The organism is Micromonospora sp. HM5-17, assembly GCF_003762835.1.
In the GTDB taxonomy this organism is placed as follows: Bacteria; Actinomycetota; Actinomycetes; order Mycobacteriales; family Micromonosporaceae; genus Plantactinospora.
In genome coordinates this window covers 974,117-991,282 of sequence record NZ_RJWA01000002.1, presented here as the reverse complement: position 1 = coordinate 991,282, position 17,166 = coordinate 974,117, and the positions used below count along the sequence as shown (strand labels likewise).

At 74.3% G+C, this 17,166-nt stretch carries 12 protein-coding genes; 4 read left to right on the top strand and 8 right to left on the bottom strand.

What is annotated here, in order from left to right:
- Positions 1-98 precede the first annotated feature (98 nt).
- From EF879_RS09410 to aspS, 8 genes are all read right to left on the bottom strand, one after another.
- A complete protein-coding gene (locus EF879_RS09410; RefSeq protein ID WP_123556750.1) occupies positions 99-404 on the bottom strand; it encodes a hypothetical protein in 306 nt (101 codons plus the stop codon).
- Positions 405-581: 177 nt separating this feature from the next.
- On the bottom strand, positions 582-1,055 hold the full coding sequence (locus EF879_RS09405; RefSeq protein WP_123556748.1) for a DUF948 domain-containing protein: 474 nt from the start codon (positions 1,053-1,055) through the stop codon (positions 582-584).
- 251 nt (positions 1,056-1,306) lie between these two features.
- Positions 1,307-1,987, bottom strand: a complete 681-nt coding sequence (locus tag EF879_RS09400; protein WP_123556996.1) for a hypothetical protein — start codon at positions 1,985-1,987, stop codon at positions 1,307-1,309.
- A 2,030-nt stretch (positions 1,988-4,017) separates the two neighbouring features.
- Complete coding sequence (locus tag EF879_RS09395; protein WP_123556746.1) at positions 4,018-5,604, bottom strand: replication-associated recombination protein A; 1,587 nt, start codon at positions 5,602-5,604, stop codon at positions 4,018-4,020.
- 172 nt (positions 5,605-5,776) lie between these two features.
- Positions 5,777-7,102: an MFS transporter gene (locus EF879_RS09390; RefSeq protein ID WP_123556744.1), complete on the bottom strand. Its 1,326-nt coding sequence runs from the start codon at positions 7,100-7,102 to the stop codon at positions 5,777-5,779.
- Positions 7,099-7,773: a winged helix-turn-helix domain-containing protein gene (locus EF879_RS09385; protein WP_123556742.1), complete on the bottom strand. Its 675-nt coding sequence runs from the start codon at positions 7,771-7,773 to the stop codon at positions 7,099-7,101. The genes EF879_RS09390 and EF879_RS09385 overlap by 4 nt, the downstream gene beginning before the upstream one ends.
- A gap of 156 nt (positions 7,774-7,929) precedes the next feature.
- A complete protein-coding gene (locus EF879_RS09380; RefSeq protein ID WP_123556740.1) occupies positions 7,930-9,390 on the bottom strand; it encodes a hypothetical protein in 1,461 nt (486 codons plus the stop codon).
- Positions 9,391-9,525: 135 nt separating this feature from the next.
- Entirely contained in the window at positions 9,526-11,334 is a 1,809-nt protein-coding gene (gene aspS / locus EF879_RS09375; RefSeq protein ID WP_123556738.1) for an aspartate--tRNA ligase, read from the bottom strand.
- 631 nt (positions 11,335-11,965) lie between these two features.
- On the opposite strand from aspS, the gene EF879_RS09370 reads away from it, so the two are divergent.
- Genes EF879_RS09370 through EF879_RS09355 form a run of 4 tightly spaced genes read left to right on the top strand, consistent with a single transcriptional unit; the run spans position 11,966 to position 17,136 of the window.
- Positions 11,966-13,501 (top strand): ABC transporter substrate-binding protein, encoded by a 1,536-nt coding sequence (locus EF879_RS09370; protein WP_123556736.1) that lies wholly within the window; start codon positions 11,966-11,968, stop codon positions 13,499-13,501.
- Entirely contained in the window at positions 13,473-14,465 is a 993-nt protein-coding gene (locus EF879_RS09365) for an ABC transporter permease (protein WP_123556734.1), read from the top strand. The genes EF879_RS09370 and EF879_RS09365 overlap by 29 nt, the downstream gene beginning before the upstream one ends.
- Positions 14,466-14,494: 29 nt before the next feature.
- Positions 14,495-15,421 (top strand): ABC transporter permease, encoded by a 927-nt coding sequence (locus EF879_RS09360; protein WP_199736243.1) that lies wholly within the window; start codon positions 14,495-14,497, stop codon positions 15,419-15,421.
- A complete protein-coding gene (locus EF879_RS09355; RefSeq protein WP_123556730.1) occupies positions 15,418-17,136 on the top strand; it encodes an ABC transporter ATP-binding protein in 1,719 nt (572 codons plus the stop codon). Before EF879_RS09360 ends, EF879_RS09355 begins: the two co-directional genes overlap by 4 nt.
- Positions 17,137-17,166 lie beyond the last annotated feature (30 nt).

Below are 17,166 nucleotides of genomic sequence, written 5' to 3'. Positions count from 1 at the left end.
GTTCGGATCATCAATCGCCGGCAGCGGAGCGGACGGCACCACGGCATGACCGTTGGCCTCGAAGTGCGCCAGAAAACGCCGCTTGACTTCCGCCGTTCTCATCGGGTGCCTTCCTCCGGAAATAGCTCACGGTCGCCGGGCCGCGGGTCCTCCCCCAGCTCGGCGTACTGGTCTTCGAACGCCACGCCCTCGGCGAACGCCTGGTGGATCTGCTGCTCCCGCTCGGCCATGCCCTCCCGGACGTCGTCGACGAAGTCACGCAGCGCCTGGGCCAGGCCGCCGGCGGACTCGGACAACGACTGGGCGATCCCGCCGGGGGTGTACGCCTGGGCCGTCTGGGTGACCTTCCGGACGACCAGCGCCCCGATGGCGAGCCCGATGCCCAACCAGAGCAGTCGCTTCATGGCCTCATCCTCTCTCCGTGCCGGAGCCTCGCCGGCGGCGGGTCCACCGATGCCGCCCCGGCCGGCGGCACGTGACCCGGTCGGTGGGTCCGGCCCAGCGGCCGGCGGTTCCGGCCCGCCCGGCGGGCTCCCCCGGGCCCGGGGTCGGTGCGGGGCGGGACGCGCCCGGGGTCGCGGTCACCGCTCGCCGCGCCGGCGGCTGGCCCGCCGCTGCTGCTTCAACGCGGCCCGCACCTCGCGCTCCTCCTCGGCGCGGCGGCGCGCGGCCGCGGCCTTGCGGACGCCGTAGCCGAAGGCCGCCACCTTCACCAGGGGGTTGGCCGCGGCAGCGGAGATCACGGTGGCCAGGTTCGCGATGTTGGCGGTCACGGTCTGGGCGTGGCCGGTCATCGTATCGATCTTGGCGAGCTGGATGTTGACTCCGTCGAGCGAGGTGTGCACCTGTCCGAGCGCGGTGTTCACGTTCTCGATCGTGACGTTCATGTTCGTGAGCAGCGGCGCCGTACGCTCGTTGATGTCGTTGATCGCCCGGGTCGCCGCCTCGACGGTGTTACCCAGCCGCCAGATCGGCCTGGCCAGCAGCAGCACCAGCAGCAGGAACGCTCCGGCCGCGACGAGCGCGGCGATCTGGCCGAGTTCTCCAGCGTCCACCCGTGTCCTCCTCTATGCACCGTCTCGAAACCGCGCGACCGTCTCACCCGGACACCCGCCGCGCCACCGCTCGGCAGCCGGACCGGAACGCCCACCGGAGTACCAACCGCCAACCCTACCGTCGGTGACGATCGCCGGTAGCACGACGGGGTCCACGCGGGAGACGACCCATCCCCCGGGGAACCACGGGTCCACACCGGGGAATCATGAGGCGGGACCGGGAGCCCGCCCGGGGGCACGGGTCGCTGGCCTCACGACGGGGTCGGAGTCGGCAGCAGGTCGCTGAGCGGATCGCCCGTCGGCAGGGGGTCCGGATCCACGCCTGTCAGCGACGGATCCGTGCTGGGCCGCGGCCCGGTTCGGTCGTCCGCGATCGCGTTCCGCACCTTGATCGAAACCACCGACCCCCGGCAGTCCGTACCGCCCGGCGCCGCGGCGTCGCCGGACTCGGCGTCCCCGGCCGAGGGCACCGTCGGCTGGTCCGGCAGGACCTCCTGGCAGGTGGGTGGCCGTACCCAGAGGTCGAGCGTCAACTCGTCGCGGCGCCAGCAGCTGTAGTGCTGGTTCTCCACCGGCTGCTCCGGGCAGAGATCCACCTTCCAGGGCCGCCAGCCCTCCTGGGTCAGCGCGGACTCGTAGGCCCGGGCAGTCTCCTCCCAGGGGCGCTCGGACTCGATCGTTCGCTCGCGGAACCGGCACTCGAGCAGGCACCACCGGCTTCCGCTGACGCCGTCCACGATGTCCCGCTCGGCCCAGGCCGGCACGGCCAGGGCGTCGAGCGCGGTGAAGACCGGATCCCGGGTCGCGGCTCGGATCCCGAAGTACGTCGGCAGCGCGCCGAGCACCAGCAGGCTCGCCAGCAGGAGGGCGATGGTACGGAGCCGGCGTTGCTCGCGGAGTTGGCGGCGGAGTTCCGCCCGGGCGCCCCGCACCGGTTCCCGTTCACCGGTTGCGGTGTCGGACCGGCCCGGCGCCCCCGGCCCGCCCGCGGGCTGCCCGCCGTCGGGCCGCGGCTCGGCACCGGCCGGCGCGGCGGAGCCGGTAGGCGAGCCCGGCTCGGTCGACCCACCCGGATCGCTTGACCTGACCGGATCCGGCGTCACCGGAGCTGCTCGGCCGGGTCCGCCGGGCGGTACCGCCACCCCCGCCCCGGCGGAGACGTCCGGCGACACCGCCGCGCTCGCCCGCGCGTCCGGCGCCGGCACCGTCGCGCCCGCCCGTGCCGCCGGCGCGTCGGCCGGCCGGGCGGGCGAGCCAGGCCGCGCCGTCGCGCGGGCCACGGCCGGGCCGGGCTCGCCCGGCGTCGACCGCACCTCGGGTTCGGGTCGGCCGGGTGCCCCCGGCATTCCTGAGACCTGCCCCGGGACCGGTCGAGGTCGATCCGGGGTCGTGCTGGGAGCCGACGCGGCGCTCCGGCCGAGGTCCGCCGCGCCCGGTGTCCCGGGCGACCCACTGGCCGGACCGTCGGCGGTCCGGCCCAGGCCGGGGACGCGGACGACACCGGCCCGGGCGTCGGGGCCCGTGCGTCGGGGCCCACCGGCCGGAGCATCGGGGCCGGCGTGCCGAGGACCACCCGCCGGAGCCGGGGTCGCGTCGGTTGGGCTGCCGGGTGCCGTCGGGCCCGTACCCGGCGGAGCGCCGGGCGCCCGGGGAGCGTCGACCCGCGGCACGGGCGGGACCAACGGGGCTCCGACCCGGGGCCCGCCGACCGGCGAGACCTCCGGGCGCACGTGTGTCGGGTTCGGGGCGGCCTGCCCCGGTCCGCCGGGGACGACCGGCAGCGCGCCGCTGTGCCGGCCGCCGGCGGTCACGGCACCCGGCGACCGGGGGTCGGGTGCGGGCTCGACACCACGCCGGAGCCGTGGCGTCGAGTCCGACGCGTCGCCACCCTCCGGGGCGGCTTCGTGCCGGCCGTGCCGGGGGCCGGCACGCTGGGGCTCCGGGGCCGGGACGCCGACCGCGGGACGAGGAGTCGGACCCGCTCCGCGGCCCGCGGCTCCGGGACCACCGGAGGTGTCACCGGTCACCAGCGGGGATCCCGCCGGACGCAGTGGCGGCCCGCCGGGCACGGTGTGCGCTCCGGGCGTCACACCTGGTGAGACCGGGGGTCCGCTGTGCACGCCGGGCCGGGACGTGGCGCCCGGGGTGAGCGGCCCACCGGCACGTCCCGGCGCGCCCGGCCCGGAGACCGTCGGCACCGGCGGGGCGTTACCGGACGTGGGAACCACGAAGTTGTCGCCCGGGGCCGCGTGACTGTGCCGCCCCCCGGGTGGGGCCGGGGTCGGCGTCGGTGGCGCCAGGTGGCGTCCCCCGGTGCGCTCCCCCGGGTGGATTCCGGCCGCCGGCCGCCCGAGAGCGGGCTCGACCGGGACGGCTCCGGAACGAGGGTGGCGAGCCGTGCCGGGAGCGGCGTCGGGCGCGGTGCCGGGCGGACCGCCGGTTCGGGCACCGCGCGACGGCGTCTCGTCCGACGGGCGCCGCTCGGCCGCCGACCGCGACCAGGGTCCCGGCCCTGGCGCGATGACGCCCGGCGCCGGGGGACCACTCGGCACCGGACCGGCACCCGAGACCGGACCGGCGTGGGGCGCCGGCCCGCCGAGCCGGCCGGCCCGCTCGGCGGGCCCCGGCGCCGGTGACCCCGTCGGCGCCGCCGGCCCCGGGGCCGCCCCGGCGCCGGCCGGGTCCGGCGCGCCGGGCAGACCCCGACCCCGCTCCGGTGGCGGCTCCGCCGCACCGGACAGCCGCTCCGGCCGCTCCACCGGGATCGCGTCTCCGGGGCCGATCGCGGAACGCTGCTCCTTGGCGGTACGCAGGTCCGCGATCCAGCCGAGCTCCTCGCCGCTGACCTCCGGCTCCGCGGGTGTCTCCTCCGACCTGCCCCGACCCCACCGGCGGCCCCTGGCCCGTGGTTCCCGCCGCTCGTCGTCGCGGCCGTCCTCGCCCCGGTCCGAACCGCGCGATCTCACTGGTGCGCCTCCCCCACCGATTCTCCGCCGCTGTCCTGGGCCTTCCGGCCGTTCTCTGGGCCGCCGGCGACCTTTCGGTCACCCCCCGCCACCCGGCCGGCCGCACTCGCCGCCGCCGTCCGATCCGCCGCCCGGCCGTTCGCGCTCCGCCCGGCCGAGGCCGGACCCGTTCCCGCCGCGGTCCGCGCACCGTCGTCGGCGGGCGGACCAGCCTGGCCACGGACGATACGACGGAGCACCGGCAGCCGGACGCTCACCGCCCGCTCCGCACCGTGCTCGGTCGGCCGGTAGTAGTCGACCCCGACCAGGTCGTCCGGCGCGTACTGCTGGGTGACCACGCCCCGATGATCGTCATGCGGGTAGCGGTAACCGGTCCCGTGCCCGAGCCCCCGCGATCCCGGGTAGTGCGCGTCGCGCAGCGCCCGCGGCACCGGGCCGCCCCGGCCGGCGCGGACGTCGGCGATCGCCGCACTGATCGCGGTGGTCGTGGAGTTGGACTTCGGCGCCGTTGCCAGGTGGATCACCGCCTGCGCCAGGTTGAGCTGCGCCTCCGGCAGGCCGACGTACTCCACGGCGTGGGCGGCGGCGGTCGCCACGCTCAGCGCGCTCGGGTCGGCCATCCCGACGTCCTCGCTCGCGAAGATCACGATCCGTCGGGCGATGAACCTCGGGTCCTCCCCCGCCACCAGCATCCGGGCCAGCCAGTGCAGCGCGGCGTCCACATCGGAGCCCCGCATGCTCTTGATGAACGCACTGGTCACGTCGTAGTGCGCGTCGCCGTTCCGGTCGTACCGGACCGCGGCGACGTCGACCGCCTGTTCGGCGGTGGTCAGGTCGATCACCGTGCCGCCCCGGGCCCGCGCGGAGCCGGCCGCCGCCTCCAGCGCGGTCAGCGCCTTGCGCACGTCGCCGCCGGCGAGGCGTACCAGATGGTCCTCGGCCTCCGCGGCGAGCGTCAGCGTGCCGCCGAGGCCGCGCTCGTCGGCGACCGCGCGGCGCAGCAGGGTGCGGACCGCCTCGTCGTCCAGCGGCTGGAGGGTGAGCAGCACGCACCGGGAGAGCAGCGGGGAGATGACCGAGAAGTACGGGTTCTCGGTGGTGGCGGCCAGCAGGGTCACCGTCCGGTCCTCCACCGCTGCCAGCAGCGAGTCCTGCTGCGTCTTGCTGAACCGGTGTACCTCGTCGATGAAGAGCACCGTCGGTGGCCCGCCGGACCGGCGTTCCCGCCGGGCCGTCTCGATGACCGCGCGGACGTCCCGAACCCCGGCCGAGAGGGCGGACATCGCCACGAAGCGCCGCTCGGTGGCCCGCGCGACCAGGTGGGCGATGGTCGTCTTGCCGCAGCCGGGCGGCCCCCAGAGGATCACCGACATCGGTGCCGACCCGCTCACCAGCTGCCGCAGCGGGGAGCCCGGGGCCAGGAGATGGTCCTGCCCCACCAGTTCGTCGAGACTGGCCGGGCGCATCCGGACCGGCAGCGGCGAGGCCGGGGTGGGTGCGGTGAGGCCGGCGGCGCCGGCCCCGGGCGTGGCGGGGGGCCCGCCACCGGGATCGACAAGTGAAAATAGGCCGTCGGACTCCATCACGCTGACATTACCGGCCCACTTTCCGATGCCGAAAATGCGTCGTTGACCGGGCCCGTGGACAGTCGGCGAATCAGCCCCGAGCGGGCCGGCGTCCCGCCCGCCACCGCCCGAACCCGACCGATGGCGGCCTGGTGGAGGGCGAGACCGACGACGCCGGCGACGAGCGGGGTCAGTCGACCGGTACGGCCCCCTCGACCGGCGTACGCGGGGCGGGTGGCGGCGGGGCGACACGGCTCGTCGGCTCGGGGGTGGCGGCATCCGCCCCGCCCCGCGAGGCCCGCCACGCCGGGAGGTAGAGCGGCGCGGCGACCGCGAGCACCACGGCGCCGACCAGCATCGCGGTGCTGACCGAGGTCGCCGCCGCCAGCGCGGTCAGCACCACCCCGCCCAGCGCGCCGGCCGGCTGGGCCATCATCGAGTTGAGCGAGACGACGCTGTTGCGGTACGGCCCGTCGACCTGCCGGTGCAACAGCCCCATGTGCAGGGGGTTCGACGCCCCGTGCACGGCATAGCAGAGCAGGTAGGCGACGATGATCCCGGCCGGTCCGGCGAGCAGCGCCATCCCGACCACCGTGGCCCCCTGGATGACCCGCAGCAGCCCGGCGGTCAGCGGAGCGCCCAGCCACCGGCCGGCGTAGCCGATCAGCCCAGAGCCGGCGGCGGAGGCGAGCCAGGCCGCCGAGCCGGTGGGGCCGAGCAGGGCCGCCGCGCGGTCCGCGTCGCCGAGCACCTCGGAGAGGCGGACCGGCAGCAGCGCCTCGAAGGTGACCATGCCGAAGCCCCAGAACAGCTCCACCGCGACCAGGGCCAGCACGATCCGGGAGCGGCGCAGCAGACCGATCGCGCCGCCGATCACGTCCGGCACGGCCCGCAGCGAGCCCCGCAGCGAGCCGACCCCGCCGGCGGGGCGTACCTCCACGAGGAGCAGGAGCAGGGCAACCAGGGTGACAACCTCCAGGGCGACCGCGGCGAGGACCGGCACCGTGAGCGCACTGAACGGACCGAGCGGGCCGAGCGCCACCAGGCCGCCGGCGAGCAGCGCCCCGCCGCCGATGCAGAGGCCGAGCACGACTCCTCCGGCGCTGAGCCCGCGCTCGTACCGCGCCCCGGGGTCGACGGCGAGCGTGGCGTCGACGTACCACGACTCGAGGGGGCCGCTGTCCAGCGTCCGGTAGATCCCCTGGAGCAGGAAGACCAGGAAGAACAGCGGGAACGAGTCGGCGACCAGCGCCAGGCCCAACGAGCCTAGGTTGACGACGGTGGCGACGACGAGCACGGGCTTGCGGCCGAGCGCGTCGGCGAGCCCGCCGGTGGGCAGCTCCAACGCTAAGACGACCAGGCCCTGCACCGCGGCGACCAGCCCGACCTGGGGCAGGGTCAGCCCGCGCTCCAGCAGCAGGGTGAGCACCGGGATGAGGAAGCCGACGGGCAGCCAACGCAGCCCGTGCAGGACCAGGTAGCGCCGGCGAACCTGGGTGGGGGTGAGCGAGATCATCGCGTCTCCTCGTCGGCGGCAGGAGCGGCGGGCCGGGGTGCGGCGAGCGGAATCGGGCCGCGGACCGGGAAGGCGTGCAGGTAGAGCAACACCCGTTCGGTGCCGTCCGGTGCGGCGGGCTCCTGGCCTCCCGGCGGGGTGTCGACCGGTACGAGGGCGTGCCGGTAGCGGTCGAGGACGGCGTGTAGTTCGTCGATGAGCTGCCGGAGCTGGTGCGGGGTGAGCCGGAGCAGGCAGTCGGAGAGTTCGGCCGCCTCCCGCCACTCCGCCGGGTAGTCGCGTTGGGTCTCGATCCACCGCTCGGCCTGCTCGGCGTGGACCCGCAGGGCGTTCCGGTAGAGCCAGTCGGCCGCCGCGGCGGCGTCGGGCTGGTCGTCGAAGTCGGTGGCGTGCCAGTTACTGAGCTGGTGGGCGGCCCGCCACCAGCGCTGCCGGCCGGTGCCGCGCTCCGCCTCCTCCACCACCAGGCCCGCCTGGGCGAGCTGTCGCAGGTGGTAGCTGGTCGCGCCGGTGTTGGTGCCGAGCACCTCGGCGAGCCGGGTGGCGGTGGCCGGCCCGTCCGACCGCAGCGCCGCGAGCAGCCGGGCTCGCAGCGGGTGTGCCAGGACGCGGATCTGGTCGGCGTCGAGCCGGACGATGGAGGGTTGCCCGTCGGATGGGGAGGCGGTCATGAATGCACAATAGCTGTGCACAGAACATTTGCACAATGTCTTTGCACACTAGTTGTGCAGAGAACGTGTGCATAGGCCTCCGGTGCCGGAGACGACGGAGCCCGCCCGGGCCGCGGGAGGCGGCCGGGGCGGGCTCGTGATCGGCCCCGGAGGGAATCAGCTCCCCGGGAAGGAGCTCGGATCGACGTCGCTGGTCCGCGCGTTACCGCCGACCGTCGGGGTCAGCGTGATGGTCCAGATCGTGTACTGCGTCGAGGTGGTGGTGAACTTGAAGGTGTCCTCGAACCGCTGGAAGCTGCAGTCGCGGCTGAACGCCTTGGCCTTGCCGTCCCAGTCCTTGCCGCCGGTCATGTAGATCCGGTACGTGCCGTCCCGGACGCCGGTGACCGTGAACTTGCCCTTGGCCCGGACGTACACGCTCACCATCGGGCTCTTGGAGCCACTCCGTACGAGGTTGATGACCGAGTCGCTGCTGCCACCATTCTCGATCTTGAGCTGTCCGAGGCCGCTCTTGGTGCGCTTGAGGAACTTGCCGTTGCTGAGCCGCCGGTTGCTGTCCGAGGTCTTCTCCGGGACGAGGCTCCCAACCTGGTACGGCTGCGCCGGGTCTGCGGTCGCCAGCGCCTGCTGGGCGGCGCGTACCTCCTCCGCCGAGGACTCCCGGCTGAGCCGGGCGAGCGCCGACGAGCCGACGCAGACCTCACCGGCCCCGGCCGCCGAGCCGGTCTCGGCCAGCGAGTCGACCAGCGCCTCCAGCCCGCTGAGCAGGTCGGCGTGCGCGGTGGCGACGTTCGGCGGCGGGGTGATCTTGCTCAATGCCGCGATCTGCTCCTCGACGGCGGCCTCGATGCCGTCAACCGCCGTCCCGACCGCCTTGGGGTTCTTCGCCTCGCGGAGCTTCGCGAACGCGTCGTCCACCGACTTGTCGACCGCGGTCAGCAGGGTCTGGTACTCCTGCGGGCTGATCGGGGTGGCGCTCGGCGACGGGTCGGCGCCCGCCGGCGCGGTGCCGGCCTGGTTCGACGGGGCACCGCCGGAGTCCCGGCTGACCCAGAACACCACCGGCACCGCGAGGACGACCAGCAGCACGACGGCGACCGCACCGCCGACGATGGCGAGGATCTTGCCCTTCCCCGATCCCCGCGCGGGCGGCGGCGCGGCGGGCGGGTACGGGCCGAAGGGCGCGGTCGGCGGGCCGGACGTCGGCGGCACCGCACCGTACTGCGCCGTCGGCGGCGCGGAGGCCGGCGGTACCGCACCGAAGGAGGTGGTCGGCGGGGTCGAGGTCGGTGGTACGGCGCCGAGGGGCGCGGTGGGCGGGGTCGCGCCGAACGGCGACGCCGAGGTCGGGGCACCCGGACCGGAGGGCGCCGCCGGCGGGACCGGGCCGGCCGCCCCGGGGACGATCCGGACCTGCACGTACGCGTCACGAGGTGGCCCGCCGGGCGCCGTCGCCGGGCCAAGGCCGGGCAGCTGGAGTATCGCCCCGTCGGTCATGCCGGGCGGGATCCGTACCGGGATGCTCTGCCCGGACCAGGGCAGGACGACGGTCCGGATGGTCTCGGACCCCGCCTCACCCGGGTCTATGTTGATGATCAGGTCAGGATTCGGCGCCATGTTCCGAGTATGAGTGGCCGACACAACCGCATTGCCGGCCACCCCCGCCGCACCGGTCGGTCCGGCCCGCCGACCCCGCCCGCTCAACCCCGAGCCGACGGCGCCGCCGTGCCGGACCCGACCCTCGCCGATCTGTCAGGATGGCTCGACCGGGGCCGCCACCCCCGCCGTCCCCCCGTGCGCCGCGGGGACCGGCCTCGGCTTCGCGTCGATGCCCGCCTCGGCCCGCTGCTGGGCGGTGATCGGCGTCGGCGCGCCGGTCAGCGGGTCGAACCCGCCCCGGGTCTTGGGGAACGCGATCACCTCGCGGATCGACTCCGCGCCGGCGAGCAGCATGCAGACCCGGTCCCAGCCGAAGGCGATGCCGCCGTGCGGCGGCGGGCCGTACTTGAAGGCCTCCAGGAGGAAGCCGAACTTGTCGGCGGCCTCCTCCGGGGTGATCCCGAGCAGGTCGAAGACCCGGCGCTGGACGTCGGCCCGGTGGATACGGATCGAACCACCGCCGATCTCGTTGCCGTTGCAGACGATGTCGTACGCGTGGGCCAGCGCCTGGTCCGGCGCCTCCTCGAAGCGGTCCACCCACTCGTCGTTCGGCGAGGTGAACGGGTGGTGGACGGCGGTCCAGCCGCCCTCCTCGGTCCGCTCGAACATCGGCGCGTCGACCACCCAGCAGAACGCCCACGCGTTCTCGTCGACCAGGCCCGCCCGCCTGGCGATCTCGACCCGGGCGGCGCCGAGCAGCTCCTGCGCCTCCCGCCGGTTGCCGCTCGCGGCGAAGAAGATCGCGTCGCCCGGCTTGGCGCCCACCGCGTCCGCCAGCCCCGCCAGGTGCTCCGCGGAGAGGTTCTTCGCCACCGGCCCGCGCGCCTCGCCGGACTCCGCGTCGAGCACCACGTACGCCAGGCCGCGCGCCCCGCGGGCCCGCGCCCAGTCCTGCCAGCCGTCGAGTTCCTTGCGGCTCTGCGCCGCCCCGCCCGGCATCACCACCGCGCCGACGTAGCCGCCGGCGTCGATCGCCTGGGCGAAGACCCGGAACTCCGTGCCGCGCAGGTAGTCGGTCAGCTCGGTCAGCTCGACCCCGTAGCGCAGGTCCGGCTTGTCCGAGCCGTACCGGGCCATCGCGTCGTGCCAGGTGATCCGCGGGATCGGGCGGGGAATCTCGTACCCGGCCAGCTCCCGCCAGAGGGTGGCGACGATCTCCTCACCGAGGTCGATGACGTCGTCCTCGGTGACGAAGGACATCTCGATGTCGAGCTGGGTGAACTCCGGCTGCCGGTCAGCCCGGAAGTCCTCGTCCCGGTAGCAGCGCGCGATCTGGTAGTACCGCTCCAGACCACTGACCATCAGCAACTGCTTGAACAGCTGCGGAGACTGTGGCAGCGCGTACCACGTACCCGGCTGGAGCCGCACCGGCACCAGGAAGTCGCGAGCCCCCTCCGGCGTCGACCGGGTCAGCGTCGGCGTCTCGATCTCCAGGAAGTCCCGGGCGTGCAGCACACTACGGGCAAGCTGGTTGGCCCGCGAGCGCAGCCGCATCGCCCGCGCCGGGCCGCTGCGCCGCAGGTCGAGGTAGCGGTACTTGAGCCGTACGTCGTCGCCCGCCTCGACCTGGTCGTCCACCGGGAGCGGCAGCGGCGCCGACTCGGAGAGGATCTCCAGGCGGCTGGCGGTCACCTCGACCTCGCCGGTGGCGAGTTCCGGGTTCTCGTTCCCCTCGGGGCGGCGGGTCACCTCGCCGGTGATCCGGACGCAGTACTCGTTGCGCAGCGCGTGCGCCGACTCCATGTCCTCGCGGAACACCACCTGCACCACGCCGGAGGCGTCGCGCAGATCAACGAAGATCACGCCCCCGTGGTCCCGCCGTCGGGCGACCCAGCCGGCGAGGGTCACCGTGCTGCCGGCGTCCGTGGCGCGCAGGGTGCCGGCGTGATGGGTACGGATCACGGCAAGTGTCTCCTCACGTGTCGCGGGCGGTCCGGGGACCGGCGGTCTGCACCGTCATTCTGTCAGGGCGTCCCGGGGCCGCCGCCGACCCACCCGGCTCCCGCCCGGGCCGGAACGCCCGGGGGGCGGAGCCGGGACGTCCGGCTGTGGAGCCGTCCCGTGCGGCCGGTGGGCAACCGGCGTCACATCCTCGCCCTGGTGGCCGCCTCGGCGCGTCCGCACCGCACTCCGGCGGGCGGTGGTGACGCCACGCCGCGATGGCGCGCGATCGCCGGCAGCGTGATCGCCGGCTCGGTGCGGAGGCGGTGGCGCGTGACCCACCCGGCATCAGCGCAGGCCGACGTGGTCAAGGCCACTCCGATCGGGATAGTAGGAAATACCGCGGAACCGGTAGCCTCACGGCATGAACACCACGGCCCTGACCTGGCACATCGGGCCCGCCTCCGGCATGGTGCCGGGGCGCCGCCACTGTTGTCGCTGACGACCCCGACGCCGTCTCGGCCTTCTCACCACCGTTCTCCCACCCTCGCTCCGCCCGGCGAACACCGCACCCGGCCCACCGAGCGCGGGTGTCCGTAGCACGTACGACATCCGGTGCCGTCGGACGGCACCGTCCTTCCTGGAGCAACACATGCCCCCCGCCTACCGCCGACGCCCGCTCGGGCTCCTCGCCACCGCGGTGGCGACGACCGCCGCCCTGCTCCTCTCGGCCTGCGGCGGCGCCACCGACAACGCCTCCGGATCCGGAACGCCGGATCCCGACGCGACCATCACGATCGGATCGCTCACCGAGCCGACGACCCTGAACACCGTCAAGGGCGGCAACACCGGACACGCCCAGGTCCTGCTCCGCAACGTCGTCGAGGGTCTGACGGTCCTGACCGACGACGGTACGGTCGAGCCGCTGCTCGCCGCCTCCTGGGACATCTCCCCCGACGGCACGGAGTACACGTTCCGTCTCCGCCCCGGGGTCACCTACTCGGACGGCACCCCGCTCCGGGCCGCCGACGTGGTGACCACCCTGAAGCGGGTGATCTCCGACGAGTCGACCAGCGCGCGGAAGAAGAACCTCTCGATCATGAAGGAGATCACCGCGCCGGACGACGCGACGGTCCGGGTGGTGCTCTCCGCGCGCTCCCAGTCGTTCCTGTTCTACCTCACCACGACGGGCGCGGCCGTGACCAAGCCGGGGGTCGGCAACCCGGACACCACGGTCATCGGCACCGGCCCGTACGTCCTCAGCGAGTGGAAGAAGGGCGACTCGATCACCCTCACCCGCAACGACCGGTACTGGGGTGAGCCGGCGAGGAACAGGGAGGTCGTCTACCGGTTCTTCACCGACGCCACCGCCGAGCACAACGCGCTGCTCGCCGGGCAGCTCGACCTGGTCACCCAGGTCACGTCACCGGACGTCCTCACCCAGTTCGAGAACCGGCCGGAGTTCACCATCGTCGAGGGCACCTCGACAACCAAGGAGCTGTTCGTCGTCAACAACGCGATCGCGCCGTTCAACAACGTCGACGTCCGGAGGGCGATCCGCCGGGCCACCGACCGCAGGGCCCTGCTGAACGCCGTGTGGGCCGGGCGCGGGCAGATTCTCGGCTCGATGGTGCCGCCGACCGACCCGTGGTACGAGGACCTGACCGGCATCGACGACCACGATCCGGCGAGCGCGAGGGAGCTGCTGGCCAAGGCCGGGTACGCGGACGGGCTCACCTTCACCGTCGACTACGTGCCCTCCGACTCCAGCACCATCATCGCCCAGGGTCTGAAGAACCAACTCGCCCAGGTCGGGATCACCATCTCGCTCAACCCGGTCGACGACGCGACCTGGACCGACAAGGTCTACCAGCGGCACAACTACCAGGCCACGATCATGACCCACGTCAACCAGCGCGACCTCATCTGGTACGGCGACCCGGACTTCTACTGGCAGTACGACAACCCGCAGGTGCAGCAGTGGGTGGCCGCCTCGGAGACCGCGGCGACGCCGCAGGAGCAGACCGAGCTGCTGCGGAAGGTGGCCCGACAGATCTCCGAGGACGCCGCCAGTGACTGGCTCTACCTCAACCCGGCAATCAAGATCGCCTCGTCGGCGGTGACCGGCTACCAGAAGAACAACACCACGGACAGCTTCTATGTGGCGCCGATCAGCAAGCGGCGCTGACCGGAGCCGCGCCGGGCTCGGCTGGCTGCTCCGCCGGATCGGCTGGCTGCTCGGCTCGCTGGTGGTGGCGGCGTCGGCGGTGTTCCTCCTGCTCCGGGTCCTGCCCGGCGACCCCGCGGTGACCCTGCTCGGGATCGGCTCGTCACCCGAGCAGTACGACGCGGTCCGGCGGCAGCTCGGCACCGACCGTCCCCTGCTCGCCCAGTACGTCGACTGGTTCGGCGGGCTGCTCACCGGCGACCTCGGCGAGGGCCTGTTCACCCGTACCCCGGTGCTCGACCAGATCACCGAGCGCCTGCCGGTGACCCTGCCGCTCGCGCTCAGCGCGTTCGTCGCCTCGGCCCTGGTGGCCGTACCCGTCGGCGTACTGGCGGCGGTCCGCCGGCGCGGTCTCCTCGGGGTGGTGCTCTCCGGCCTCGCCCAGCTCGGCATCGCGCTGCCGGTCTTCTGGCTGGGCATCCTCCTGGTCTGGCTGGTCGCGGTGCGGTGGCGGCTACTGCCACCGGGCGGGTTCCCCAGGGTCGGGTGGCGAGATCCGGGAGGTGCCGTCGAGTCGTTGGTACTGCCGGTGCTCACCCTCACCGTCGCGCAGGCGTCCCTGCTGATTCGGTACGTCCGCTCGGCCACGCTGGACGTGCTGCACCAGGACTACCTGCGCACCGCCCGTTCGCTCGGGTACAGCCTGCCCCGGGCCCTGTGGCGGCACGGGCTGCGCAACGGCGCCGCCCCGGTGGTGAACGTGCTCGGCGTCCTGCTGGCCAGCTCACTACTCGGCACGGTGGTGATCGAGAGCGTCTTCGCGCTGCCCGGGCTGGGCACCCTGCTGCTCTCCAGCGTGCAGGCCCGGGACCTGCCCGTCGTGCAGGGAACGGTCTTCCTCATGACCGCCACCGTGCTGCTGGTGGGGCTCGTCGTCGACGTCGTCCAGCGGCTCATCGACCCGCGGCTGCGAGGTCGGGCGTGACCGCCCGGGCCGGGGGCACGGACCGGGCCGTGCCGGTCGTATCACGGAGTCGGGGCGGGTCACCGTCGTTGGTGGTCGGACTGGTGCTGCTCGGCCTCGTCCTCGGCCTGGCCGTGGTCTCGCTCTTCTGGACCCCGTACGGGATGGACCCGCCGCAGCCGGGCAGCCGGCTCGCCGCCCCGTCCGCGCAGCACTGGGCCGGCACCGACCGGCTCGGCCGGGACCAGTTCAGCCTGCTCATGCTGGGCGCCCGTACCGCGGTCTGGATCGGGCTGGCCGCGGTCGCGGTCGCCGTCGCGGTGGGCGTCCCGCTCGGCCTCCTCGCCGCGGGCGGGGGCCGGCGGATCGACAGCGCGGTGATCGGCCTGATCGACGTCGTGATCGCTTTTCCCACCCTGCTGCTGGCGATGCTGCTCGTCACCGGGTACGGGGCGTCGAGCCTGGTGGCGATCGTGGCGATCGGCGTCGGTGTGTCGGCCGAGGTCGCCCGGCTGACCCGCATCTCGGCCAGCCGGATCCTCACCCAGGACTACGTGCTGGCGGCCCGCACCTGCGGCACCGGTCCACTGGCGATCCTCGTCCGGCACGTCCTGCCCAACATCTGGCACACCCTGCTCGTACAGGTCACCCTCGCGTTCGGGATCGCGGTGATCGCCGAGGCGTCGCTGTCCTACCTCGGGCTGGGCACTCCCCCGCCCACACCGTCCTGGGGGCGGATGCTCCAGGAGGCGCAGTCGACGGTGGCCGTGGCGCCGTGGAACGCGATTCTGCCCGGTCTGGCGGTCTCCGCCACGGTGATCGGGGTCAACCTGCTCGGCGACGGTCTGCGGGAGGTCCTCGATCCGGAGCTGCGCCGACCGAGGCGCGGCACGGCCACCCGCCCCGGCCGTGGCCGGGACCGCCGCCGCCCCGGCCGACCGGGTCGCGCCGCCGGGCACGGGGAGGAGATTCGATGACCATCCTGGCCGCGGAGGACCTCTCGGTCAGCGCTCCCGACGGAACGCTGGTCAGCGGGGTCAATCTCCGGCTCGACGCGGGTGACCGGGTGGGTCTGATCGGCGAGTCGGGCTCGGGCAAGTCGCTGACCGCGCTGGCGCTGCTCGGGCTGTTGCCGGACGGGATGCGGGCCAGCGGCCGGGTCGTGGTCGACGGCCGGGACCTGCTGGGTCGACCCGACCGGGAGTGGCGACGGGTCCGCGGTCGAACCCTGGGCGTGGTCTTCCAGGAGCCGCTGACCGCCCTCGACCCGCTGATGCCGGTCGGCCGCCAGCTCACCGGACCCCTCCGGATGCATCACGGGCTCAACCGGGCCGACGCCGAGGCCGAGGCGGTCCGGTGGCTCGCCCGGGTGCACCTGCCCGACCCGGCCCGGCTCGCCCGGGCACTGCCGCACCAGCTCTCCGGCGGTCAGCGGCAGCGGGTCGCGATCGCCATGGCCCTGGCCTGCCGACCCCGGGTGCTCATCGCCGACGAGCCGACCACCGCCCTGGACGTCACGGTCCAGGCGCAGGTCCTGGAGCTCCTCGGGGAACTCGTGGCCCAGACCGGGGTGGCCCTGCTGTTCATCAGCCACGACCTGCCGGTGGTCGCCGGGTTGGCCCGGGACCTGGTCGTGATGCGGCACGGCCGGGTGGTCGAGTCGGGGAGCGTGGACGACGTCTTGCGCCGTCCCCGGTCCGGGTACGCCCGGCGCCTGGTGCGCAGTGCCCTGGCGGTGACCCGGCTGGCCGGCCAGGCGGTGCCCGCCGGACCGGAGCCGACCGCCGCGGCGGCGCCGGAGCGGCCCGCGGAGCCGGGCAGCGCTGACCAGCCGAAGCAGACCGCACAGCCGACCGCCGCCGGCGACCTGATCCTCACCGGGCAACACCTGACCCGCCGCTACCCGGGACGGCCGGCGCCGGCGCTCGACGACGTCGACGTGAACATCCGGGCGGGCACCAGCCTCGGCATCGTCGGGGAGTCCGGCGCGGGCAAGAGCACACTGCTCCGGCTGCTGCTCGGGGTGGACCGGCCGACCTCGGGCCAGGTTCGGTTCGCCGGGCAACCGCTCGACCGGGTCGACGCGCGTGACTTCCGCCGACAGGTGCAGGTGGTCTTCCAGGATCCGCGGTCCTCGCTCGATCCCCGGATGTCGGTCGCCTCGATCATCGCGGAGCCGCTGCGGTCACTGCGCCTCGCCCCGAACCGGGAGGAGCGGGCGCGCCGGGTGGCCGAGGTACTCACGGCGGTCGGGCTGCACCCCGACGATGGCCGGCGCTACCCGCACGAGTTCTCCGGGGGACAACGACAGCGGATCGCGATCGCCCGCGCCCTGGCACCGCGCCCCCGGCTGCTGCTGGCCGACGAACCGGTCGGCGCGCTGGACGTGTCGGTACGGCAACAGATCGTCGACCTGCTCCGGGAGCTCGTGGACCGGTACGGGCTCACCCTGGTGCTGGTCTCGCACGACCTGGCGGTCGTCAGTCAGCTCTGCGCGCAGGTGATGGTGCTGCGCGACGGGCGGGTGGTGGAGTCCGGCGCGACCGACCGGGTGCTGACCGAGCCGGCCGACGCGTACACCCGAATGTTGCTGTCCGCGGTTCCCCGGCTGCCTTCAGACCTGGAACCGCTGTCGGACGACGGCCGGGTCGATCCGGGCAGGGACGTCCCGGCGTCGACGCTCGTCCGGTGACCGGCATGCCGACGCCGCACCGGGCGCCGA

What these genes read in the sequence shown, in the direction of transcription:
- EF879_RS09410 (WP_123556750.1), bottom strand. Translation starts at nt 404, where the DNA reads ATGAAGCGACTGCTCTGGTTGGGCATCGGGCTCGCCATCGGGGCGCTG.
- EF879_RS09395 (WP_123556746.1), bottom strand. Translation starts at nt 5,604, where the DNA reads ATGGAGTCCGACGGCCTATTTTCACTTGTCGATCCCGGTGGCGGGCCC.
- EF879_RS09390 (WP_123556744.1), bottom strand. Translation starts at nt 7,102, where the DNA reads ATGATCTCGCTCACCCCCACCCAGGTTCGCCGGCGCTACCTGGTCCTG.
- EF879_RS09385 (WP_123556742.1), bottom strand. Translation starts at nt 7,773, where the DNA reads ATGACCGCCTCCCCATCCGACGGGCAACCCTCCATCGTCCGGCTCGAC.
- EF879_RS09380 (WP_123556740.1), bottom strand. Translation starts at nt 9,390, where the DNA reads ATGGCGCCGAATCCTGACCTGATCATCAACATAGACCCGGGTGAGGCG.
- EF879_RS09370 (WP_123556736.1), top strand. Translation starts at nt 11,966, where the DNA reads ATGCCCCCCGCCTACCGCCGACGCCCGCTCGGGCTCCTCGCCACCGCG.
- EF879_RS09365 (WP_123556734.1), top strand. Translation starts at nt 13,473, where the DNA reads ATGTGGCGCCGATCAGCAAGCGGCGCTGACCGGAGCCGCGCCGGGCTC.
- EF879_RS09355 (WP_123556730.1), top strand. Translation starts at nt 15,418, where the DNA reads ATGACCATCCTGGCCGCGGAGGACCTCTCGGTCAGCGCTCCCGACGGA.